The following is a 24,752-nucleotide window of genomic DNA, read 5'->3' on the forward strand; positions in this document are numbered from 1 at the left end:
TATGATTGGCTGACTTAAAAAGAGTCAGACTCATAGTTTCAGCCTAAGAAAATAAGCCGATTAACCCGTTGATTACGGTCCAAAGTCCCAGCACCACAAAGACAATAATAATAAGCCCCAAAATATCAGGAATATGCAAGTATATCCAAGCGACGACTGGATTGCGCCAAATCGCACTCTGCCGCTGCTTATCCTCTAGGCTCTGATGCAAAAACGGCCGATCTAGATGAGTGGTCTCAGTAATGCCATACTCGTCTTGCAAATGCTGATGAACGATAGTCAAAGTCTTACGACTTGGGCGAATAAAGATATCGAGTAAGGTGCCAATACCGGGCACGATACCCACTACCGTATCAACCAGTGCCAGCTGTACCGCTGGGGTCATTTTATTGGCAGGAACGCCTAATTGCCGGCCTAAAATAAACGCATAACTGGTCAATATCAGTCCGGCTATATCACCTGCTAGTGGAATGGTGGATAGCGCCGCATCCGCACCTAAGCCCTGCTTAGTGAAAGGTATGCGCACCACCGAATCCATAGTATTAGCGAATTTGGCAAGCTTACGCTCAGTAGCAATAACCTCTTCGCGGGTCAAGCCATGCTCAGCAAGATTAATCTCGTAAGCTGTTTGTACTTCATTAACTACAGGCTTCTTAGTCGAGCGTCGCTTTAATGACTCAGAGAATTTACCCATTGAAAGTCGTCCATAGACAAAAGATAGCGGTTAAGACAAAGACGTAACGCCCGACCCAGATATTGGCCAAAAAAGCTTGGAAACAAGGTATCGGCTGACGGCTAGCGCAGGCGCTGTTTTGCTTAGCGAACATCATTGCTACTAAGGCTAAGCCAAAGACAGGAATGATATTTAAGCTCGTTGGGGCAAAATAATGCCACAATACCACGCCCATTATCAGCAAAAACAATACTTGTAGAATAGAGATGATAACGATATCAAAACGGCCAAAGAGTATCGCGGTGGATTTGACCCCAATCTTTAGATCGTCTTCGCGATCTGCCATCGCATACTGGGTATCGTAGGCCACCGTCCAGCACATATAAGCGATAAACAACAGCCAACACCAAATATCAGGCGCGCCTTGTACCGCCACATAAGCCATTGGAATCGCCCAACCAAAGGCGGCAGCTAAGAACACTTGCGGCAGATGGGTGAAGCGCTTCATAAACGGATAAATAAACGCTAGCACTACTGCACCAAGCGACCAATAGAACACTTGTATCGGTAAAAAAAACAATAAACAAGCACTGAGAGTCACCAATATTAAAAACGCGGCGACTGCCTCACGACCTGACAGACGACCGTCAGCAAGCGGCCTGCCTTTCGTGCGCGTCACATGACCATCGACTTTACGATCGGCAAAATCATTAATCGCGCAGCCTGCCGCCCGCATCAAAATCGCCCCAAGCGCAAAGATAATAAATACTTTTAGACTAGGCAAGCCGGCCACCATGCCCTGCTTTTGCGCCTGCCCCATCGCTGCTAGCATCACACCCCACAGCGTCGGCCAAAGTAGCAGCTCTATACCGACTGGTTTATCAAAGCGCGTCAACTGCATATAGGCATGCAGCTTGTCTTTTAGGCTTAACTCTAAGGGCGTACTACTCATAACTTTGATGCTCTTTATAGGTTCTCATACAGACTATTGGCTTCGATTAACGACAACTCAGGATACTGCTTACGTAATGCCTTGATTGCTGCAACTTTATTGTCTTGGACGTTTTGCTGACGTAGATAGGTCATATATTCTTGCGGAGTGCGTAGCTTTTTAAGCTCGCCTTCTAAACGCAAAATACGGGTGCGCAAAAATATATTTATTAATAATAATGCGGCTCCTACTGCCCAAACTATGATGGTTAACATCGCTCTCTCCTAAGCTGACTGCTACTAAAGATCAATATAAACATAATGGCTCATATTCCACTAAACGAAATAACCATCAAAGCGGACGGCTGCATTATGCCAACTCTCATCGGGATTTTGCTGAGACAAAAATGGCGCTTGCTGCGGACGCTTGACGATAACCCGTCCTCGTCCTTCTTGATTATCGGCCACCACGGCCTGCGCTTTATTTAGTAATGCCATCTCTTCATCTAAAGTCGGCGGATGAGCGAGGTGATGCAGCGCTTGCATCTGCTTGCCGACTTTTGCGCCTTTGCCAGTCTTACTATCTTGATAGCTGTCTTCTGGAAACATCGGATCTAAATAAACGACATTAACGGCTACGGCTTGGTCAGTCGTGTTTTTTTGCAATTGAGCAAAATAACTTAGTGCGTCCGTGTTGATAATAGTTAAGCGCGCCATCAGTTTTTGCCAGTTGGGCTGTGCACTCATGCGCTGCTGCTCACTGAATAGTAATAATGCCATAAGCGGCTCTTGCTCGAGCATGGTGACTTGTGCGCCGGTGCTGGCCAATATCAAACTGTCATGACCAAAGCCTGCGGTTGCGTCTATCACTTGGCTGTCTGCGCTGATTTTTGCCGCCCTTAATATCAGCTCCGACTTACGCCCGGCGCTCACTACCCGCCGCTGCAATTTATCCCACTCTGGTGCTACGCTGAGACCATCCTTTAATAAGGATAGTTTATTTTTGTTATCCAATAACAAAGCGGCTTGCTCGCCTTCAGCATTTAGTGCTGCTAACCGCTGTTTTATTTTACCTTTAATGCGCTCTACAGCGAGCGTTATTGGCAGTTGATTATCAGCAATTAATGTCTGCAGGCGCTCAACAGCGGCAAGCTGCGAGTGGTCAACATAAAGTAGTTTTATCATTTTATCCGGCAAACTGATACCCAAACACCCAAGCTGCTAGTAACACGATAACGCCGGTGACAATGCGTAACCAAGCAAAAATAGTAAAGTCGCGGCGACTTACCCAAGCAACCAACCAGCGTATGCATAGCAGCGCTACGATAAAGGACACGACCGTGCCTATCGCTAATACCAGCCAATCTTCACTGCTAGCCAGTACCTCATGATGCTTCGCTAAATCAAGCAAGCCTGCACCAACGATCACTGGGATACCTAAAAAGAAAGAAAACTCTGCCGAAGCCTTACGCGAAACGCCAAGCCAAAGCGCACCGATAATGGTTGCGCCCGAGCGCGAGGTGCCTGGTATTAACGCTAAACATTGACATAGACCTATCATTAGCGCGGTCTTAAAACTCACCTCTTCTGCCTCTTTGGCGATAATCGTTTTCGGGCGCTTTTCGACATAAAATATCAGCAGACCACCGATGATGAGCATAATAGCGACAACAATAGGATTAAACAGGTACGCCTTGATCTGATCGGCGAAAGTAAAGCCAACGATCATCACCGGAATAGTGGCGACAATCAAACTAAGCCCGAGCTGACGCGGATTGCCCATCGTTTCAGACTTACCGGTTATCAGCCCTATCAGCGCTTGCCACAGCCTGCCCCAATAGTCGTAAATAACCGCGAGAATAGCGCCTAGCTGTACCACGACGACGAACAGATCGACCTTTTCTTTGGTCCAAAAGCCCATGATATCAGCAGATAAAATCAGATAGCCGGTGCTAGAGATGGGTAAAAACTCAGTGATACCTTCTACGATACCCATGATGACGGCTTGAATAAATAAAATAATGTCCACGTACGCTTTCCTAACCACAGACGTAGCGCCTGCTCGATATGATGATATAGTTAATTAAAAACAATGTTGTCATGAATTGAAGGGCGCTACTGGTATAAGCCCTCCTTGCGTGCTGCTTTTATTCGATGCTGCGCAAAATTCATCCCAGTAGCGCTACAACATTTTTATATTGAATATTTTTTGTTAAAAAAAACAAATAGATAACCGTTAAGCCCCTTAAGCTTTGCCTTGCTCTTTTAGAGTCTTCCAAGCCTGATTACGCAGATACTTTGGCAATGCGCCTGCCGCCTCTGTACCGCCCTCCGCCATAAACTTTGCGATACCAATTTGGCCAATGATCACCGCATCTGGCCAAATATCGTCATGCATGATTTGCTCATCTTGCAAAGTGAGTAAGCTTGCGCCATTGCCTACTATCGGCAAATTATTATCCGTTTGACGCTCATAATCTAATAAGCGCTCCGTACCGTTCTCTTCATCCGCATTACCTTTAGCAGTAGTCAGCATGGGCTGCATAATCGCACTTCGACTGTCGTTATCTGCTAGCGCATACTCACCAAAGTATACTTGATGCATACGCGCATCAAGAGCACTATAAACGTGCGTTAAGCCGTATTGCTGATATGCACTCTGCGCGATAGCCTGCAAACTCGATACGCCGACACAAGGCAAATCATGCGCCACCGATAGCGCTTGTATCACCGCAGTATTGATACGAATACCACTAAAAGCGCCTGGGCCACGATTGAATATCAGTGCCCGCATATCGCTAAGCGGCAAGTCGCTAGCCTGCAAAGCCGCTTCTATCATCGGCAGTATTTGCCGCGTTTGCTCACGTTTGCCTTTTTCGGTTTGGCTAAAGACAACTTGCCCTTCGCCATCCAATATGGCGACCGAACACTGATCAAACACGGTATCCATAGCTAAAAACATCATGACCTCGGCTTATGTTAAAGACTTCATTTTTTGCTAGCAAATTGGTAGTTATAAATAGCGCTTATCATAACACAAAGCCTCAAAGCTAAAGCTAGCTTTGAGGCTTTGTCATGCATCACTATAATATTTATTAAAAGCGCTTTTTAAAGCCCTTTGGCATCTGATTTTGCATATCCGCCATTTGCTTTTGCATGTCTTCCGCGCTTGGCATATTGTTAGGATCGAGACCCATCTGCTTAGCCATTTCGGCTTGATTGACATTTTTCATGCCGCCTTGCCCTTTGGCACTACCGCCGCCGAATAACGGACCACCGCCACCCGCTGCGCCGCCACCGCCCATTAGCCCTTGCATCGACTTCATCATTTTACTGATGCCTTCTGGCTTTGAGATCATTTTCATCATCTTTGCCATTTGCTTGTGCTGCTTGAGCAAACGGTTGACGTCTTGAATCTCACGCCCAGAGCCTGCGGCAATACGGCGCTTGCGGCTTGGGTTGATCTTATCTGGGTTTTTACGCTCAAACGGCGTCATCGAATTGATAAGCGCTTCCATCTCACGCACTTTTTCTTCAGGCTTAGCGTCTTCGACGGCCTTTTGCATATCAGAGCCGCCCATACCCGGCATCTTATCTAAAAACCCTGCCATACCGCCCATACTCTTCATTTGCTGAAACTGGGTCAATAGATCCTCAAGGTCGAAGTCACCGCCCTTTTGCATCTTTTTCGCCATTTTTTCAGCTTTATCACGGTCAATCTTTTGCTCGACCTCTTCTACTAGGCTGAGTACGTCACCCATGCCAAGGATACGCTGGGCGATACGCTCAGGATGGAAGGCCTCAAGCGCGTCTAACTGCTCGCCGCGTCCTAAGAACTTGATAGGCTTACCGGTGATAGCGCGTACTGATAACGCCGCACCGCCGCGCGCATCACCATCAGTTTTGGTGAGGATAACGCCCGTTAATGGCAGCGCATCGTTAAAGGCCTTAGCGGTATTAGCCGCATCTTGCCCAGTCATGGCATCAACGACGAACAGCGTCTCAGACGGATTGACCGCCGCCGTTAGCGCTTTAATTTCGTTCATCATCGCCTCATCGATGGCAAGGCGGCCGGCGGTATCGATGATCAAGATGTCTTGATATTGAATTTTTGCCTCTTCGATAGCGCGCTTGGCAATTTCAATTGGATCTTCTTCCACCGTAGAATTGACAAACTTAGCATTCACTTGCCCGGCGACTTGCTCAAGTTGCTTAATCGCGGCTGGACGATAGACGTCGGCTGAGACCAGCATGACTTTTTTCTTTTGCCGCTCTTGTAAGTACTTGGCAAGCTTACCGGCAGTGGTGGTTTTACCCGCCCCTTGTAGACCGGCGAGCAAGTAAACGACTGGCGGCTTACCCGTCATCTCTAGTTGCTGATTGGCGCTGCCCATCATCTCGGTCAGCTCGTCATGGACGATTTTGACAAAGGCTTGGCCCGGCGCCAGCTCTTTTAGCACCTCAGCACCCAGTGCCTGCTCTTTGACACGTTTGACAAAGTCACGGGTGACAGGTAGCGCCACGTCAGCCTCTAGTAATGCCATACGCACTTCGCGCAGCGTATCTTTGATATTGTCTTCGGTAAGCTGTCCGGTACCAGCGATATTGCGCAAACTCGATGATAAGCGTTCGGTTAAGGTATCAAACATAAGTATGTCTCGTATTTCAGTGAATGTTTTAACGTGTTCTGTGTTCTGTGTTCTGTGTTCTGTGTTCTGTGTTCTGTGTTCTGTAGCTTATAACAAATAAATGATTACTAAATAGGGATTGGACTTTATAGACCAGCTTCGTATATCAGCGGTAACGAGCCATTGCTAGTTTAACTCGACATAATAGTCCTAAAGCGAGAATAAAATAAAGGTATAGCCAATCCACTATAAGATAAATACAGTGCTACTGTAGCTGTACTCTTTGTCTTTAGGATGAGCTGTATCAAAACTTATAGCAAAAATAATAAATGAGATGATTCTCAATTAGAGACCATTTTATGATAAATTGAACGATTATTCTAATCATATCATTTTAGCAGTCACTTGAGCGCCGCTAAGTCATAATAGCGATAGTTTTGCGCCGCTGCTACTTCATGAGGCATGCCTGTGTTACTTGCGTTTGTGATTGCCAGTACGGCTTATATTGTGGTCAGTCTTTATATCGGCTGGGCGTTGACGACGAATAGAGTTATCCATAAATCCGTTAGCCTTGCGCTGCTATTAATCGGGATGCTTGCTCATGCAGTGCTGCTATATCCTTATATTGTCACGCTTTATGGTTTAAATTTTAATCTATTTAACGTCCTTAGTCTAACCAGTTTGTTTTTCTTACTTTTTTACGTGCTGTTCTCATTGTACCGCCCTATTATCAGTTTAGGGATTTTGGCGGCGCCTACTGCATTGCTAGGTATGACCGCAGGCTATGTCGGCCGCGCGCCCTATCAGCCGTTAACTGAGGTCAGCTTAGGCCTAGAGACACATATTATCCTCTCCTTTGCTGCTTACTGTGTGCTACTGATGGCTGCGGTACAAGCGCTGTTTTTACGCCTACAAATTCGTGAGCTTAAGCACAAAACCATCCATCGCTTTTGGGTCAATAAATTACCCTCCCTACAAAGTATGGAAGGTTTACTATTCGATATGATCTTAGTCGGCTTTGTACTGCTGAGCGTAGCGCTAGGTATCGGGTTTATCTACGTTGAAGACCTGATGGCACAGCACATCGCCCACAAAACCGTATTCAGCGTCCTGTCTTGGTTGCTATTTGGCTTATTATTAATAGGCAATTGGCGCGGCGGCCTACGCGGCAAACGTGCTGCCAATATGACCATTTATGCGTTTATCTTATTGGCAATTGGCTTTATTGGCAGCAAGTTTGTATTAGAAATGCTGCTATAGTTGGTATTTTCAAGCAGCAAACATAAAAAGGCCGCCAGTCATAATAGAAAATGACTGGCGGCCTTTTTACTGACTTACAGTGATTTCAGCACTATTTAATTAAATACCTTAATTAAACACCACGGTCTTATTACCAGCGACTATCACTCGGTTTTGGACGTGCCAATTGACCGCGCGCGCTAACACATTGCGCTCAATATCTCGACCAATAGCGCGTAATTCTGTTACCCCTTGTCTGTGGGTGACGCGGTGCACATCTTGCTCAATAATAGGACCTTGATCGAGCTCGGCGGTAACATAATGAGCCGTCGCGCCAATCAATTTTACGCCTTTCTCATAAGCCTGCCGATACGGATCTGCACCGACAAACGCCGGCAAGAATGAGTGATGGATATTAATCACCTGCATCGGCCAGCGTTTGACAAAATCGGACGACAATATCTGCATATAACGCGCCAATACCAATAAGTCATTGCCTGCCATCAGCGTATGAATCTGCTCTTCGGCATCTGCTTTGTTGTCCTTCATCACCGGTACATGATGAAAAGTGATGCCAAAGTTTTCTACCGCTTGGCGCAGGTCAGGATGGTTGCTGACCACACACGTAATATCACAATCGAGCAAGCCGCGCTGATGACGCCATAATAAGTCCAATAATGCATGATCGAACTTTGACACTAAGATACCGACTTTGGTCTTGATGGCATTGTTGTGTAGCCGCCACGTCATGTTGTGGCGCTTAGCAACCGTATGCGCAAAACTGGCCTCAAAGTTATCCATAATTTCGCTCAAGCCTGCCAAAGCAAACTCTAAACGCATAAAGTACTGCCCGCCCTCATGCGCGGTGGAGTACTGATCTAAGGTGATGATGTTCGCGCCATAGCGATGAATAAATTCAGATACCGCTTGCACGATGCCCGCTTGATCGCGGCACTTAATGAGTAGCGTCGCGGTATCAATAACATCAGTAGATAGTACATTTTGAGAAGTTTTGCTCGACTTTATGCTTGCTGTAGCAGTCGTGGTATTGTCTGACATAGTGCGCCCAATTAAAAATGAAACGTAGCCTGCCATCAGTTAAAAGTATTCTAATGGCATAGCAAATCGGCTATTTTAATAGATTTTGCAAAACTTTGCTGATTGAGTTACTTGTATTTGGTTATTTAGATTATGAATGTAAAAAACCCCCAACGCGGGGTTGAGGGTTTAGGCGAAACAAACTGAGAGATCAGTTAGATAACTCTTTAGTTATCACTTAGCTTAATAGCTTTGGAGAAGCCAAAACCATTTCTATTAACAGAAACTGTTGACCCAAGTTCGAACGCTTGGTTAAAATCTATAATATAAGTATTGAAGCCTGCGTTTGGCTGATTACTTGATGACTGACCATTAATTGTTACATTATAGTTTGGCGAATAAGGAGATAGAGTGACTCTAGTACGTGACTCGTTCTCATTAATTGTTACGCTTAAACTATTAGCACATCTTGCGCCACCATCACCAAACGGACTGGTATTACCAATCCAAGGTGTTATCAGGTCGTCACCACTAACGGATAAGTCGTCTACTGCTACCGGTAGCTGGAAGTTAATACTCTGGGTGTTTTCGCTTCCGTTGACAAAGGTAGAGGCGTCGAACCGTACTTTTACCCAGTTAGAGTAACGTAGTGGGTAGCGAATCTCAAAGTCTGCACGGCCTTCATCATCTGTAACAAACGAATAACCGTCATCTGAGAGCGTACCACCAATGATAGTCACGGGATTGATAGCTTCGAGTGTACCATTTAGATTTCTATCTTCATTTGAAATAGGGTCTGAGTCTTGGTCTAAAGTGTAGTTATAGTTGGCATCTTCAGTAGGATACCAATCAGAACGTAGTGGTACTGGCGTTTTTTCAGAGAATACTTGAGGCTCAGGTGTAGTGGTTTGAATCACATTGCCAAATTCATCAAGCTCATCGATATCAGCAGCTTGATAAGTCGTTGTGCTATTTAATAAACAATATACGCCTTGAGCATATTCCGTTGCATAAGACTTAATTGATACCTCCTGATCCGCTACAGCACGACCAGAGCCATCCATGACTGATATCGAACCACGTACCGTATAGTAAATATCATCAGAAGATAACTTATTAGCGAATGCTAAAGTAGTATAGACCGCTTCTTCTGAGACGGTAATGTTAGTGGTCTTACTACCGATATTGGCATCATCTTGCAATAAGCGTGCGTTGATAATCACACCGCCGATAGGTGAGCTGGCATTGGCTTGATAGACGACACGCGCCTCACCTCTACTATCTGTTACTGCTGTTGCAGCCGATAAGCGGCCCGTTGAAGAATCTGACGCACGACTGAATACGACCGTTTGCCCTTCGACGGGTACATCATTTTCATCTTTGACCGTCGCGACAACTTCGGTGCTGGTGCCAGGAGTGATAACCGATTTAACCGCTTGGAACAGCATTTTTGCAGGGGTTGTCGCACGGAAGCGTGTATCAACAGTGGTCTGATAACGGGGCTCGCCGTTTTGTAGGGTTGCGCCTAATACTGTCGCCTGTAGTACCGCTGTGCCAGCAAGCTCAGACTTCAGCCAAAATTTTACAGTAATGACGTTGCCTTGAATATCGCTGGGTTTAATGGGTTTAGAGACAACAACTTCACCGTTAAATTTACTGATATAACTAGTAATTAAGCTACCTAATGAGGTTTGTAACTCTACTTGCTTCCCTATCAGTGAATTCGCTTGGTTAGCATTATCAGCACGGATTTGGATTTGAATCTCTTGTGGCTCATTGACATCATACAGCTTTTCAATGTTAATAAAGCTGATGCCTGCTTGCGAGACTTTGACCAGATCAATGCTAGTAAGACTACGCTGAGTATTGATACTATCCTCGCCAACAGCGCGCGCAAACACTTGCAAGTTGCCGTTACTGTCAAAGGTAAGCTGATCCTCTTTGACTTCAAAAGTTGCCTGTCCATCGCTATTAGTATTTGCTATTGCCGCTGGTGTAATTAAATCACCATTCGCGTCAACCAGCTGCATTGCTGTATTACCAATCGTCTGCCCTGCACCATCAACAAGTATAGTAGTGATGGTAATCGTCTCACCATCTTGTAGCTTAGTATTACTCGCTTCGATACTAATTTTTGTACCCACCGCTGATAGACTTAGAATTTTACTTTCACGGGTAGTCAATGTGACAACACCATTAGCATCATATTCAGGGGTAACTATCTTGGCTTCAATATCAATAGTGTGATTTAGGCGCGCATTAATACTGCCGGCGGCTAAAAGTACGCCGACATCAATTTGACCATTTGCATCAGTGGTTACCATGCTTGGTGTCGTAAGTGCCGCTCCACTCGCCGCTAGATTGGTAATAGCCAGCTGTACAGGAACGCCGGCTAGGATACCGCCTTTACTGTCAGTCACGCGGAAGGTGGCATTGGTTTGATCTCCACCAGTAGTTAGCGTGGACTTATCAGAGCTGACAAGGATCTGATACTCATCAATGGTCGCGGTATCTACAGGTACAATATAGTCTGACTCAATATCAAAGCCACCAGTCGTTTTAGTTGTCGCTGTGACCTTGATACCTGCCTCTAAAATCGCTTGATTGACATTAGCGCCAGGCTCAAGTTTAAGGTCAAATGTTGCCACACCGTCACTATTAGTACTGGCTGTACTACTACCAACTATACTAACGCCTGTTTGAATCGGATTATCAACGCTTAGGCGCACTTCACGATTACCAATAGCCTTATCATTATCTGTCGCGCGTACAAAGACTTTAAAGGTATCACCTTTAGTACTAACTACCTTATTAGCGCCGATAGCGATACTTTCTGTCGTACCTGTAGCACTACTAGGCGTAGTCGTAGTAACAGTACTAGTTTGGGTAGCGATATTACCATTGGCATCCGCTGCTGAGAAGACGATAAAAAAGCTTGAACCAATCGCTTTTTTCTGTTCCTCTGTCAGCCCTGCTGGTACGGCAAGGGTATAACTAGCTACCCCTGAATTATTAGTGACCTGCTCTTTACCGCTGACCAGACGCACGCCTTGCTCTGCAATCGCAGCAGGCAGTGCCAAGAAAACCTTTTGCCCTGCAATCACATTGTCTTGACTGTCTTTAGCAATCACTTCAACCTGTGTTTCACCACCGTTTAGATTGAGTGGCGTAGGTGTCAAATCAATCAGATCAATCGCGGCTTTAGTGGACTGTACATTGAACTCAATCGCTTGCGTTTTACCTGTCAAAGTTTCACGCAACACAGCTTCAAGCGTTTTGTTTTTTAGCGCCGCTTTTTGCTCTTTAGTTAAGTTATTAGGCACAGTGACGGTAAAGCTGACATTACCGCTAGCGTCTGTGGTCACAGAGGTGATACTATCACCTGCTTTGCCATTAACGGTCAATAGCTTTGCTAATGCTCTGTCCTTAAAGTCAATGGTCACCGGTTGACCACTGATTGGGATATTGGTGGTCTCTGTGCTGATACCTGCACCTACAACGACCGTATCGCCTTCACCATTCAAGGTATAGTACGGACGGTTGTTGATAAGCGTTGGGTTATTTAAGACGCTCAGATCAACTGCTGGTCTGACAATGTTAATTTGTCCAATATTAGAGGTATATTTACCGCCTTTTTCAACATAAGACAGCTGATAATTGATGCCAACATTTTTGAGCTCTTCACGCTCTTCATAGCTCAACCCTTCAGGGATAGTTACGATAAAGGTCGTTTCACCGTTGAAGTCGATGGTACTGCTGTCGGTATTGACCGTAACGCCATAGTCCTGCGCTTTTTTGCCAAGGAGGATACTGACCTCTTGGCCTTCTGCAGCACTATTGGTTTTATTGTTTAACAATTGTACCTTGATGATGCCCTCGCCGCCAAGCTCGCTGATGGTTGGGGTGACGATAGAGGCGAAATATAAGCTGGTTGCAGGCTCTTTGACCGTTATATTATCGCTGATAGACTTTTTAAGGTTATTGTCATCGGTGATGGTGGCGACGTAGTTGATGCCGTTTTTAATCAGCGCACTTTTTTGAGCCTCGGTTAGCGGCTGCGTGATATTGACTGTAAAGGTGACTCGGCCGGCTTTGTCAGTCGTCTGCTCACTGTCTTCGATGACCACACCTGGCGCGTCTTGGATACTCAATTTGACCTGTTTACCAAGCGCAGCACTACCATCAGGGTATTTGCCTGTGATAGTAACGATAAACTGATCATCGTAGACACTGACGCCATTAGGGGTAGCGTTGGTACTGAGCACGATATCGCTAAGGACAGTATCATCAGTGATGAGTATATTGTTACTTGTGGCCTCTGTACTGCGTCCGAGAGCATCGGTGACGCGGGCTGTTAATACAAAACCACTGGCATCTTCAAGCGTTTGCTTTTGCGCTGCATCTAGACCTTGAGGCACGCGTACCGTGTATCTGACTTCACCTTGATCATTGGTGACTTGTGCGGCGCTACCATCTAACGTCACAAGCCCAGCTAGATTGTCCGGTAACTTGGCAGTAACATCAGTACCTGCAATCACGCCGCCGTTTTTATCATTGACGCGGAAGGTGATGACGGTGCTGCCACCTGAGCTTGGTAGCTGGGTTTGACTGCTCGTGCCAAAGTTGATTTGGTACTGTGCTTCAGGTGCTTCAGCATTTGCCGTGAAACTTTGCTCTTCGATACCGTCGTCATCGGTTAGGATGGCGGTATAAGCAATGCCATTGGCGGCAATGGCCTCACGTTGTTTGCGAGTGAGGCTTGGGTCGATGTTGACAGTGAAGCTGGCTGTACCTGAGGCATTGGTGCGCCCTTCACTATTTTCGATACTCAGGCCAGGTGTGCTATCAATAACCAGTTTGACAGCTTTGCCGGCGGCGGCGCTGCCATCTGGGCGTTTGCCGCGTACGTTTATAACAAAGCTGTCTTTTAGAATATTGATGACACTTGGCGTACTATTTGATGTCAAGGTGGTCTTACTAGAGGCACTAATGGTAATTGATTGACTCTCAACTGGCGTGCGCGCGCCTGAGGTTTCTGCTAGAATCGCTTTAACCTTAAAGCCTTTGACACCCTCTAGCTGCGCTTTTTGAGCGGCATTTAGATTGCTAGGGACGTTGATCGTATAATTGACCACACCTTGAGCATTGGTCGTCTGCGCCGCACTGCCGCTAAAGGCCAATAACCCTGCCTCTGCCAATGCTTTGGGTAAGCTTGCAGTGACGCTTTGATCGGCGATAACGCCGCCTGACTTGTCCGTCACGCGGAAGCTGACGACCACTGAGCCGCCTGAGCTTGGCAGCTGAGTAGTGCTGCTTGGGCTTGCCTTGATATTATACTCGGCATCAGGAACAGATGCCGCCACGGTAAAGCTCTCTTCAGAGATTCCATCGGTATCTGTCAATACAGCCGTGTAATTGATACCACTTGCTGCCAGTTTTTCACGCTGTTCTTGAGTGAGGCTTGGGTCAATATTAATAGTAAAGACGGCATTACCCGCAGCATCTGTGATCTGCTCATTGCCTTCGATGCTAATACCAGGCGCATCTTTGATAATCAGCTTAACGGCTTTATCAGACACGGCGCTACCATCAACGCGCTTACCAGATACTTGGATCTTAAACTGGTCTTTTAGAATATTGACCACACTGGGGATAGTATTTGAGCGGACACGGGTTTTACTCACGGCAACCTTACTGCTAATACTAATGCTAGCACTTGGCTGTTCACTGCGGGCCCCTGACGCTTCAACCATACTTGCCATCAATACAAACTGATTAGCAGATTCAAGCGTTTTCTTCTGATCGGCATTGAGTCCGGCAGGAACGCGAACCGTATAACTGACCACACCACTCTCATTGGTCGCTTTGGTCGCTTGACCATCTAGGATAAGAAGTCCGACCAGCTTTTCAGGCAATTCGGCAGTCACCTCTTGCCCTGCAATCACGCCGCCTCTTTTATCATTAACGCGGAAGCTGACGACAGTGCTGCCGCCTGAGCTTGACAATTGCGTGTTGCTAAGCTGACCGAAATTGATCTGATACTCTGCAGCAGGGATCATTACAGACACATTAGACTTACTGCTGGCCACACCATCATCGTCAGTTAGGCTGACAGTATAATCAATACCTGAGGTCACTAGCGCCTCACGCTCAGCCTTGCTAAGATTTGGATCGATATTGACAGTAAACGTGGCATTACCGGCATCGTCTGTCGCTCGCTCATCGTCTTCGACGCTGATACCAGTGGCATTGATTGTGAGCTTCGCCACTTTATATGCCGCCGCACTACCATCAGGACGCTTACCTGAGACTTGAATGGTAAAGCTATCTTTTAAAATATTGACAGTTCTTGGCGTTACTTGAGTGCGTAGGATGGTTTTGCTGACTTGGGCTTTATCAGTTACGCCAATTGTCGTACTGGCTGTGCTACTAGCGCCTGATGCCTCAATAGCTTTGACTTTTAATGGAAAGCCAGTATTATCTTCAAGCTGTTTTTTCTGATTAGCACTCAACCCTGTTGGTATGCGCACATTAAAGCTGACCATACCGTTATTGTCAGTGGTTTGCGTCGCGCTACCGTCTAGCGTTATCAAGCCGGCTTTAACCAGTGCAGCTGGCAGTTCGGCAACCACCTTTTGACCTGCGATGACACCGCCATTTCTGTCATTGACACGGAAGCTGACCGTGGTTGTGCTGCCAGCGCTTGATAACTGCGCACTACTGATCTGACCAAAGCTGATTTTGTATTGCGCCTCAGGCACGACTGCCGCTGATTCAAATCTTTGCGTGCTCACACCGTCAGCGTCAGTTAAGACAGCAGTATAGCTGATGCCAGATTTTGCGATGGCGTCACGCTGAGCTTTGGTTAAGCTTGGGTCGATATTGACAGTAAAGGAGGCGTTACCAGCACTATCGGTCGCCTGCTCATTGTCTTGAACGCTCATGCCTTCGACGTTGTCGATGGTGAGCTTGATTACTTTATCAGTCGCCGCGCTGCCATCAGAACGCTTGCCTGAGACTTGGATGATAAAGCTGTCTTTTAAGACATTGACCGTTTTTGGCGTAGTCTGTGCAGTCAGTACGGTTTGGCTTTTTTGCACCTCATCGGTGACGCCAATTGCTGTACTAGTCGTACTATTGGCCCCTGACGCTTCAATGGCTATTACCTTTAGTGGGAAGCCGCTGTTGTCCTCGAGCAATGTTCTTTGCTCAGCAGTCAGCCCTGTCGGCACACGCACATTGAAGCTAACCATGCCGTTTGCATCTGTGGCTTTTTTACTGTTTCCATCTAAAGTGATGGCGCCAGCGTTAACGAGATCTTGCGGTAAGCTTGCGGTTACGCTCTGTCCTGCGATCACGCCGCCATCTTTGTCATTGACGCGAAAGCTGACTGTGGTTGTGCCGCCAGTACTTGACAGCTCTCTATTGGTGATTTGCCCAAACTTGATTTGGTACTGTGCTTGCGGTATCTCAGCCTGAGCGGTAAAGCTTTCGATAGCACTGCTATCACTATCGGTTAAGATAACTTGATAATCGATATTACTAGCGGCGATAGTACGGCGATCTGCCAAGCTTAGACTTGGATCAATGTTAATGGTAAATGAGGCATTACCCGACCCATCTGTCGTTTGCTTATTGCCTGCGATACTGATGCCTTTAACCCCTGAGATATTAAGCTCAACCGGTTTATTGATAGCGGCATTGCCATTAGGCTGCTTGGCGGCCACGCGAATACTAAAGCTGTCTTTCAACACATTGACTACGCTTGGCATAGTGCTGGCGCTGACGACGATATCACTCCTAGTCGGATCCGCATTGACATTAATTTTTTCACTGTTGGCTTTAACGCTTACACCTGATGTTTCTGTCAGGCTTGCGGTTAATGAAAATCCACTGCTTTCAATAGCTTTACGCTGATCAACGGACAACCCTTCAGGGATGCGCACAGTATAGTCAACGATACCTTGAGCATCTGTCGTTTGATTGGCGGCGCTAGTAAGTGTGACCAACCCTTTTTGCGTTAAGGTACTGGGCAAGCTCGCGACCACTTGTTGTCCTGCCACGATACCACCAGTTTTATCATTAACACGGAAGCTGATAGTGGTCTCGCCGCCAGTACTGAGTAGTTTGTTTTTGCTTGCTGTGCCTGTGTTTATTTTATATTCGGCGACAGGCATGATGACAGATACGGTATCCGACTCACTGGTGATACCATCATCGTCAGTTAAGGTCACGGTGTAAGGAATACCATTTTTGACTAAATTATCACGCTGCGTGTCAGTCAAGTTTTGAATATTGACTTTGAAGGTAGCTTTACCGGCACTATTAGTGACCTTCTCGCTGCCTTCGATACTCACGCCTGAGACGTTATTGATAGTCAGTTTGACCGGTTTGTCATTTGCGGCGCTACCATCAGGGCGCTTGGCATCAACTTGGATACTGAAGCTATCTTTTAGCACATTGACCGCATTTGGAGCGCTCGTAGAGCTTAAGATAGTTTCACTCTCTGCGGTGATTTGTACGCGTTTACTATCAATGTTGCTGCTTGCACCTGACGACTCAGTGGCTTTTGCACTCAGTACAAAACCACCTGCGCTTTCTAAGATTGCGCGATTACTTTCTGATAATCCTTTTGGAATACTGACGGTATAGCTGACCATACCTTTATTATCCGTAGTTTGCGTAGCATTGCTGTCTAAGCCTAATAGTCCGTTTTGGGTCAATAATGAAGGCAAGCGCGCGGTGACAGTTTCGCCTGCAACTGCGCCGCCGTCTTTATCGCTTACGCGAAAGCTGATGTCCACGCTACTGCCAAAGCTTGAGATTCTAGGTTTGCTGACGCTGCCCGCCTTGATTTGATATTGCGCGGCGGGTATCTCTACCTGGCTCTCGCCATTCGCTACAGTAATCGCTTTGTTTGGCTCAAATAAAGTGACTGTATAGCTGATACCGTCTTGTGCAAGTTTGCTACGATCTGCAGTGCTCAATGTCGGAGCAATTACGATATCGACGAGCGCTTGGCCTTTAGCATCAAGGAACAGAGACTCTTTACTTAAACTGACCCCTTTGATGTTATTGTTAAGTTTGATGGTTACTTGCGTATTTTCAATATCTGTTGGTACTTTATTACTGATAGCGTTAGCGTTGATAGTGAGCGTTTGCTTGTCGCCATAAGCATTGAGATTATTATCGTTACCTGAGATATCAAGCTTATAATCTGATATAGGTAGCGATACTTCCAGTGTGCCTGTAACTTCTTTAGTAGCACCATTTTTTTCGATAATATTAATCGCATAAACTACGCCATTTAATAGCGTATCACGCTGAGCTTTAGTTAAATTTTCGTCGATTTTAATATTAAAGGTTGCAATGCCATTTTCGTTAGTGGTTCTGCTATTGCCACCGACAATAGCGATACCTTTAATATCAGCTATACCTATTCCAACTTCAACATCACTGGCACGCGCACCATCTGTATTTTTGAGAATGACACTAAAGGTAGCACTATCGCCGTAAGGGTTGAGCTTATTGTTCGAAACAGAGTTTGTCTGAATGCTATTCTCTATATTTAAGCTACTAACCTCAGTTTGTGTACCATCGCCGCTACCCTCTTTGCTGACGCCAACATTTAATACTTGAGTGAATGTCGAGCCATCTGAGGGACGACTGGCCGTAGCCTTTAAGCCAAACCCATTATTAAGTAAATCCGCTTTTTGCGTCTCATTAAGTACTAAAGGGTTGAGCCTTAGCTCATAGGTGGCTTCACCTTTGTCATCAGTATTTTGAACGCTCGCGCCTTGAATAGTCACACCCGTATTGCTAGTGTCATCAACACTTAAGCTAACCGCTTTATCGATGGCAGCGCCTCCGGTTGTGTTTTCGACCGCTTTTACAGTTACAATAAAAGTGACAGGCTCGTCTGTAAGCTTAATATTAGTTGGAACGGTATAAAGTCTTTGTAAACTAAAGTCTTCTGCAGGCGTCTGCTCACCATTATCACTACCATCGTTATCGTTACTTCCACTATCACCATTGTCACCTGTACCTGGATTATCTAAATCTGGTTTTGGCGGAAGTATATCTGTACCGCCATCGTCACCACCGCCGCCGCAGCCTGCTAAGGATAACGCTACAGACAGCGCCGTGAACTTAAATAATTTAGAGCTAAGAGGTAGTGAGCTATAGAACATATCTGGGACTCCGCACGAGCGACAATTTATTTGACAAAGCAAACACAAAGAATGAGGTACCTATGAGCTATAGGCAAAAATAAACTAAGAATGTAATAATATACTACATATTAATAGTTTGTATTGATTTTATCACAGTAACTTTACTGAATTTTGTCGAAACTTACAATCGATAATTAGATTTTAAAGTCACTTAATCATTCCCCTGTAGATGCAAATTCAAGGTATAATAAGCTCCATTGAGATCGACTATTATTGTAAAATAGTTTGAGTATTTAGCTATTTTATGGTATAAATGTCGCCTTTAAATTTTCTGAATTGGTCACTCTGTTATTTGCCTTTAGATAACAGTAATGCCAGCTCAACCTTCATATAGTTTTGTTTGGTGCAAAGATGCCGCTGCTGTGTCCATGCCGCATATTCGCGCAACTTGCCCAGACTGGTATGGGATAAACCCCATACCTCATAGATTAGGAGTTCGCCATGTCTAGAGTTTGCCAAGTGACTGGAAAGCGCCCTATGGTGGGTAATAATGTTTCGCACGCGAACAACAAAACCCGTCGTCGCTTCCTACCAAACCTAAAGCATCATCGTTTTTGGGTAGAGTCTGAAAATCGTTTTGTACGTCTACGTGTGTCTACCAAAGGTATGCGTACCATCGATAAATTAGGTATTGATAAAGTGCTAGCTGATCTGCGTGCACAAGGTCAAAAAGTTTAAGTCCCATTTAAACTTAGTGCTCTGCCACTTTTAAAGGAAATTATCATGAGAGATAAAATCAAATTAGTATCAACTGCTGGTACTGGATACTACTATACGACGACTAAAAACAAGCGCACAATGCCTGGCAAAATGGAAATCAAAAAGTTTGATCCTAAAGTTCGCCAGCATGTGATCTTTAAAGAAGCTAAAATCAAATAATCTGCGTTTATATTAATCGCTGATATTTGCATAAAAAAAGGGTTTATCACATGATAAACCCTTTTTTTGCGCCACGTTTTAGCTTTTATTACCTGTTCCTTTTAATACCTGTTCTGTTAAATGCTAACTAATAAATACTAGCTAAGCCAAACCCAGTATTGCGTTAACTATAATGCGTCGGCTCTTTGTCGTAGACATGGGCATGCCACTGGCTCATCTGCTTTTGCATAATGACCTGAATAGCGGCATGAATCATGTGCTGACCGATAGATTGCGTATCGCTGCCCAATAAGTCTTTTAGCTTATCGGAGAAATCAATCGTCATCAGCGCTTCTTCATTTTTATCCGAATCACGCAGTAATAGCGTACCATCATCAGCCTCAATCAGCTCAAGCGTCGTCTCTTTGGCAAATCCTGAAAACGGATCAGTATTATCAGTCTCCACTTCTATCTCATTATCAATATCGTATGGCATCTCGTGTTTCCTTATTATCCCGTAGCTTGCTGTCTTGAGAACTAATGATTTAATCCTCTACAGCGCTCGAGAAAAGTCTTCGTTACTTCATACAATGGACGCTTTAGCTCTCAATTTCAAGGGCTAATATTCAACGCCAGTAGCGCAGTTTGGCGATGGTAAATAAGAAAGCTACAAACATCCCTAGGTAATACATGAGCTTGAGCTCTAAAGTCGGATCGCGGTATTTAAAAGGTAAAGCCACCACAGCGGTCGCCGTTGGCAATATTAGCAGCATTAGCAGCCAGTTCTCTATCACATTGAGCCAACCCTCTTGGCCCGTGCCTTTACTTAATCCTGCAAGCCCTAATAATAAGCAGGCAATAATAAGACTGGTAAATAGACCATTCGGTAACTCTTTAGGGTAGATAACATTGGCAATGCGAGTGGGCATAATTTGCATACAAAAACTCAGTCGTTTTTATGATCTAAGCTAGTAATAGCTTATTAAAGGTAGGAGAATTATGGCATAAGACAAGATCAGCTATAAGTGCCCATGATCCATAATAATGAGATGCAAGAGGTCAGATAGCCTAAACTTATCGCATTCCAGCCCTCTATCTGCGTGCCATTAAGCTTATTAAAGATCTTTGAGCCAAGCCAAAACAGTAAGGGAATACCAATGATAAAAGCAGGAACTAGCACTGCCGCATGAAGCATAACCTCGCTAATATCGTGACCTACTATCAGGCGAAAGCCGTAGCCTGCTGAGCTTAGTATTAAAGCAAAAACAGCTAAACCAATAGTAATGCCTTTGGGCACTAAGCTACGCGGCTTAGACGCAGGAGCGTCAGCCTTTAAACTCGGGTTTTGGCTATTGATTGGCGTAGTCATAAGTCACCTCAATTAACAGTCATCTCAATTAATAGTCATCTCAATTAATAGTCATATCAATTGATAGTATAGTGCGCTCAAATCAGCTGGTACGACCTTTTATTTCGTCTTATCTAGATGGAGGCTTATAGGCCTAAAAACAAGAGACAGAGCGAGCCGCGACTACTCGCCTGCTTTTGCAAGCTCAGCACGCATAGCATCAATAGCGACTTTATAATCGTCTTGGTTAAAAATAGCTGAGCCGGCAACAAACATATCAGCGCCTGCCTCCGCGATAGCGCGGATATTATTGGCTTTGATACCGCCATCGACCTCTAGCCTGATATCGCGGCCGCTTGCATCGATACGCTGACGTACTTGTCGTACCTTATCCAACGTGCCTTCGATAAATGACTGTCCGCCAAAGCCAGGATTGACACTCATAAGCAAAATTTGATCGACCTTGTCCATCACATAATCTAGATAATGCAGTGGTGTCGCTGGATTGAACACTAAGCCGCATTTCGCGCCGCCGTCTTTGATCAGCTGCAATGAGCGATCGATATGATCGCTGGCTTCAGGATGAAAGGTAATAACGCTAGGATTGGCGTGTAGGAACTGCTCAATCATACCATCGACAGGCGCTACCATTAAGTGCACGTCGATAGGCGCGTCGATACCATAATCACGCAGCGCCTGACAGATCATGCTACCAAAAGTTAAGTTCGGTACGTAGTGATTGTCCATGACATCGAAATGAATAACATCGGCCCCTGCTGCCAAGACGTTTTCGACCTCCTCGCCTAATCGAGCAAAGTCAGCGGATAAAATAGAAGGGGCGATTAAGTACTGCTTATCAGGACAAATCATAGGAGAGCTACCTCTTTAATGGGTATTAAAATAAGAAATAATTTGAGAAGCACTAACGCGGTTTATACTGAGTCTTGCTATAAGCGCGGCCCACTTCAAAGTCGCGTTTGGCTTCATGCTTAGTGTTACGGCCCGTTACCCGCTCACGCCACAATCGAAAAGATGACGGCTTTAGCTCATGACGCATCAGCTTAATTACCGCCGTCTCATCAAGACCATAGCTATGCTCTATCGCGGCAAATGGCGTTCTATCTTCCCATGCCATCTCGATGACTCTTGACGTCTGTACTTCGTCTAATACGATATTGCCGTCTGCATAGACTGGCGGCTCAGCTAGCACCGCTTGCTCGGTATAATGTGAGGCGCTTGATATGAGTTTAGCTTAGCTGCGCTTGACGATAATGGTGCCAAATGTGATCTTCGATGACCGTTTGGATAAAATAGTAACTGTGATCGTGACCCGCTTGATAACGTAGGGTCAAAGGCTGCTGCGCGTCTTTACAAGCCTGTTGCAGCTTTTCGGTTTGTAGTTGCCCCTCACTCAAAAAGTTATCGGCAGCGCCTTGGTCTACCAATAAGCTGGCGTACTGCTGTCCTGCCTTTGCTATAACCTTAGCGGCATCAGCTTGTTGCCATAATGACTTATCGTCACCGAAATACTGGGTATAGGCCGCTTGTCCCCAATCCGATTCGCTCGCAGCGCACACCGGCGACAACGCTGAGACACTAACGAACTTACTAGGATATTTAAAGCCTAATAGTAATGCACCATGACCGCCCATAGAATGACCCGTAATACCGATACTATTCACCGGAAACTCTTGACGCACTAAGTCATAAAACTCATCAACGATGTAACTTTGCATATTAAAATGCTCTGACCATGGCGCCTCTATCGCGTCGACATAGTAGCTTGCGCCCTGCCCGACAAAGTAACGCTCATCATCTGCCACATCAATATCGTCGCTACTACGAGGAGAGGTGTCTGGGGCGATAAAGATGACACCAAGCTCGCTGCATTTTTGTTGGAAGTGCGCTTTATGGGTGACGTTATCAGCATTACAAGTCAATCCTGATAAATATAGTATCGCCGGACAACGCTGACCGGCTAATGCCTCATCTGGCAAATAAATACTAAAGGTCATGGGCGTGTTAGTCGCTAATGACTCATGGCGATAATAGTGCTGCTCGCCATCAAAGCAGCGATTAGCACTGATTTGTGTCAATTTTGAGCTGACAGATAACTTTTGCTTAGAATACTGACTCATCATTGATATCCTTTTAGATTTACCGTTGTTATCGTTATATTGTTCATTAAAAAATACGTTATATTTATCGTGTTATGCAAATGCCGTTAAAAGCAGACTTATTATTCACATAGCTTATTATTATTCATATAGCAAGTTACAGCAGACTTGATCTCTATTATACAAACTATCCGCCGACTATCCATTGGCTTTGTTTAGCGCTTTGTTAAGGGGTGGTGATATCGTAGCCCATTAAAGCGCGACCCTTTTAGTTTGTGTCAACTATAGCAGATGGCGGCAGTGCGCGCTGCTGATCAAATAACACCTGCTCAAAAGCGGGCAACGCCGTTTTCATTAAGCTGCCCACAACCATCTGCGGCTCTGACGGCTCAAACCCCATCATACTTTCGCGCTCTTGTATGCGTAAGCTTGCATCTTTAAAGGCAGCGGCAAAGCTGGTGTTTTTACGTAGGCTCTCCGCGAAGAACGCTTGACCAAAATAAGTCATCTCAGCGCTATTGGTACAGCCAAATGACATCTTATCCGCTGCAGATGCGGTAATAACGACTGTGGTTGGTGAGGTCAGCTCGTCAATAAAAGAGCCTGAATAGCAAGCCGATACGATAATAACCCGCCAGCGAATACCGGCCTCGTCCAAAGCCTCGCGCAGCCACGCCGACTCTAAATTATCCATTGCTACAGGTGCGTTTGCCAATTGCAGAATATCTTCGTTACCGTGTGACGATAAGGTGAGCAGCAACACATCTTCATCGCTATTCATTTGCTCACCGATCTTTTTTAGCCCTCGTAAAATACTGGTCTTCGTCGCTATCGGCTCATCCAGCCAGCTATAGCGGTTATTAATTAAAGACAACGAGCGCCCACTTATACCAAAACGCACATCAAACAGCTCGCGAGCATGATTGATCTCAGAGCGAAAAACCTCTTGCCCGGCGAACCCTGCAACGCCCATAAAGTACCATTCCGTCTTACCTAAGATGCTAGCATCAATACTCGCTAAGGCGTTTTGTAGCAGCTCAGGCTGCTTATAAATAGCCGCTTCTTCTAGTATTGGCTCTACGGGTATGGGTTTGAAAATAGGCTGATCGGCGACGTTTTTTTGCCAAATAGTCAGCAGGGCCACAGCTCCTATCAGCACGATAATGCGCTCCCACCAAGGCGTTCGCAAGCGCTGCGAGAAGATCCATAACAGTGCGAGAGTTTGCCATAAAAACAGTACTAAAAATAATACCGGTAAAAACGAGTAACTCCAATCTGGCAGCCAGTTTTGAGTGCCAAAAAACTGCACTAAGCTTTGTAGTAACGCCGAGATACTATCTGCCACTAACCATAATACCGCTGGCACAAACAATAAGCTTTGATTGCCAGATCGCCGCGCTAGAATAATACCTGCTAGCAGAATAATCACCGGCCATATCAGGTAACTGACTAAGCCTTGCTCATTAAAAACGCTACCACTTTCTGCCGCTAGCCAAGAAAAAAGTACATTGCTTCCAAGCGCTATTAGAGCAAAACAAGCAAACTGTACAAAGGTAGGCTTTACCCAAGAAAAGGCACGCGTAGAGCCAATCAGCATCCAAATAGCGGCAATGATATTGGCTGCAAAATTAAGAGAGAAGCGCTGAAGGGAGACGGTTTTTAGGGACGAGAGTGACAAAGACTTAAACC

General features: G+C 45.6%; 19 protein-coding genes. 3 read left to right on the plus strand and 16 right to left on the minus strand.

The window, feature by feature from the left end; translation table 11 throughout:
• Positions 1-43 precede the first annotated feature (43 nt).
• The 7 genes from AAEY83_RS00785 to ffh all read right to left on the minus strand — a co-directional run bounded on the left by AAEY83_RS00785 (position 44) and on the right by ffh (position 6,252).
• A complete protein-coding gene (locus tag AAEY83_RS00785) occupies positions 44-694 on the minus strand; it encodes a DUF4112 domain-containing protein (RefSeq protein ID WP_025644560.1) in 651 nt (216 codons plus the stop codon).
• Positions 687-1,625 (minus strand): 4-hydroxybenzoate octaprenyltransferase, encoded by a 939-nt coding sequence (gene ubiA, locus AAEY83_RS00790; RefSeq protein WP_037058772.1) that lies wholly within the window; start codon positions 1,623-1,625, stop codon positions 687-689. Before ubiA ends, AAEY83_RS00785 begins: the two co-directional genes overlap by 8 nt.
• A gap of 14 nt (positions 1,626-1,639) precedes the next feature.
• Positions 1,640-1,879: a hypothetical protein gene (locus AAEY83_RS00795; protein ID WP_025644564.1), complete on the minus strand. Its 240-nt coding sequence runs from the start codon at positions 1,877-1,879 to the stop codon at positions 1,640-1,642.
• A 60-nt stretch (positions 1,880-1,939) separates the two neighbouring features.
• Positions 1,940-2,788, minus strand: a complete 849-nt coding sequence (locus AAEY83_RS00800; protein WP_025644566.1) for a class I SAM-dependent methyltransferase — start codon at positions 2,786-2,788, stop codon at positions 1,940-1,942.
• 1 nt (position 2,789) lies between these two features.
• Positions 2,790-3,632, minus strand: a complete 843-nt coding sequence (locus AAEY83_RS00805; RefSeq protein WP_025644568.1) for an undecaprenyl-diphosphate phosphatase — start codon at positions 3,630-3,632, stop codon at positions 2,790-2,792.
• Positions 3,633-3,848: 216 nt separating this feature from the next.
• Positions 3,849-4,565 carry a tRNA (adenosine(37)-N6)-threonylcarbamoyltransferase complex dimerization subunit type 1 TsaB gene (gene tsaB / locus AAEY83_RS00810; RefSeq protein WP_051397401.1) on the minus strand — a complete coding sequence of 239 codons (717 nt, stop codon included), beginning with the start codon at positions 4,563-4,565 and terminating at the stop codon, positions 3,849-3,851.
• A 133-nt stretch (positions 4,566-4,698) separates the two neighbouring features.
• Complete coding sequence (gene ffh, locus AAEY83_RS00815) at positions 4,699-6,252, minus strand: signal recognition particle protein (protein ID WP_025644572.1); 1,554 nt, start codon at positions 6,250-6,252, stop codon at positions 4,699-4,701.
• Positions 6,253-6,699: 447 nt separating this feature from the next.
• Between ffh and AAEY83_RS00820 the strand changes: the two genes are divergently transcribed.
• Positions 6,700-7,491, plus strand: a complete 792-nt coding sequence (locus AAEY83_RS00820; RefSeq protein WP_025644574.1) for a cytochrome C assembly family protein — start codon at positions 6,700-6,702, stop codon at positions 7,489-7,491.
• Between the two features lie 108 nt (positions 7,492-7,599).
• Here AAEY83_RS00820 and purU read toward each other — a convergent pair whose 3' ends face one another.
• Positions 7,600-8,529, minus strand: coding sequence for a formyltetrahydrofolate deformylase (gene purU / locus AAEY83_RS00825; RefSeq protein ID WP_084212606.1), 930 nt, complete (start codon positions 8,527-8,529; stop codon positions 7,600-7,602).
• A 206-nt stretch (positions 8,530-8,735) separates the two neighbouring features.
• Positions 8,736-18,698 carry a carboxypeptidase regulatory-like domain-containing protein gene (locus AAEY83_RS00830; RefSeq protein WP_025644578.1) on the minus strand — a complete coding sequence of 3,321 codons (9,963 nt, stop codon included), beginning with the start codon at positions 18,696-18,698 and terminating at the stop codon, positions 8,736-8,738.
• A 483-nt stretch (positions 18,699-19,181) separates the two neighbouring features.
• Between AAEY83_RS00830 and rpmB the strand changes: the two genes are divergently transcribed.
• Positions 19,182-19,418, plus strand: coding sequence for a 50S ribosomal protein L28 (gene rpmB / locus AAEY83_RS00835; protein WP_025644580.1), 237 nt, complete (start codon positions 19,182-19,184; stop codon positions 19,416-19,418).
• Between the two features lie 45 nt (positions 19,419-19,463).
• Positions 19,464-19,619, plus strand: coding sequence for a 50S ribosomal protein L33 (gene rpmG, locus AAEY83_RS00840; protein ID WP_010201403.1), 156 nt, complete (start codon positions 19,464-19,466; stop codon positions 19,617-19,619).
• 163 nt (positions 19,620-19,782) lie between these two features.
• Here rpmG and AAEY83_RS00845 read toward each other — a convergent pair whose 3' ends face one another.
• The 7 genes from AAEY83_RS00845 to AAEY83_RS00875 form a co-directional block, all read right to left on the minus strand.
• On the minus strand, positions 19,783-20,094 hold the full coding sequence (locus AAEY83_RS00845; protein ID WP_025644587.1) for a hypothetical protein: 312 nt from the start codon (positions 20,092-20,094) through the stop codon (positions 19,783-19,785).
• A gap of 130 nt (positions 20,095-20,224) precedes the next feature.
• Complete coding sequence (locus tag AAEY83_RS00850) at positions 20,225-20,536, minus strand: hypothetical protein (protein WP_037058780.1); 312 nt, start codon at positions 20,534-20,536, stop codon at positions 20,225-20,227.
• Positions 20,537-20,613: 77 nt separating this feature from the next.
• Positions 20,614-20,967 (minus strand): hypothetical protein, encoded by a 354-nt coding sequence (locus AAEY83_RS00855; protein ID WP_025644591.1) that lies wholly within the window; start codon positions 20,965-20,967, stop codon positions 20,614-20,616.
• Positions 20,968-21,129: 162 nt separating this feature from the next.
• Positions 21,130-21,816, minus strand: a complete 687-nt coding sequence (gene rpe, locus AAEY83_RS00860; protein ID WP_025644593.1) for a ribulose-phosphate 3-epimerase — start codon at positions 21,814-21,816, stop codon at positions 21,130-21,132.
• A gap of 52 nt (positions 21,817-21,868) precedes the next feature.
• On the minus strand, positions 21,869-22,156 hold the full coding sequence (locus AAEY83_RS00865; RefSeq protein WP_319802569.1) for a TIGR03643 family protein: 288 nt from the start codon (positions 22,154-22,156) through the stop codon (positions 21,869-21,871).
• Between the two features lie 37 nt (positions 22,157-22,193).
• On the minus strand, positions 22,194-23,084 hold the full coding sequence (gene fghA / locus AAEY83_RS00870; protein ID WP_025644597.1) for an S-formylglutathione hydrolase: 891 nt from the start codon (positions 23,082-23,084) through the stop codon (positions 22,194-22,196).
• Between the two features lie 247 nt (positions 23,085-23,331).
• The gene (locus tag AAEY83_RS00875) at positions 23,332-24,741 is read right to left on the minus strand and encodes a C13 family peptidase (RefSeq protein ID WP_025644598.1); all 1,410 of its coding nucleotides are present in this window, start codon (positions 24,739-24,741) and stop codon (positions 23,332-23,334) included.
• Positions 24,742-24,752: the final 11 nt, after the last annotated feature.

It is taken from the genome of Psychrobacter sp. TB20-MNA-CIBAN-0197 (assembly GCF_040309765.1).
GTDB classification, from domain to species: Bacteria; Pseudomonadota; Gammaproteobacteria; order Pseudomonadales; family Moraxellaceae; genus Psychrobacter; species Psychrobacter submarinus.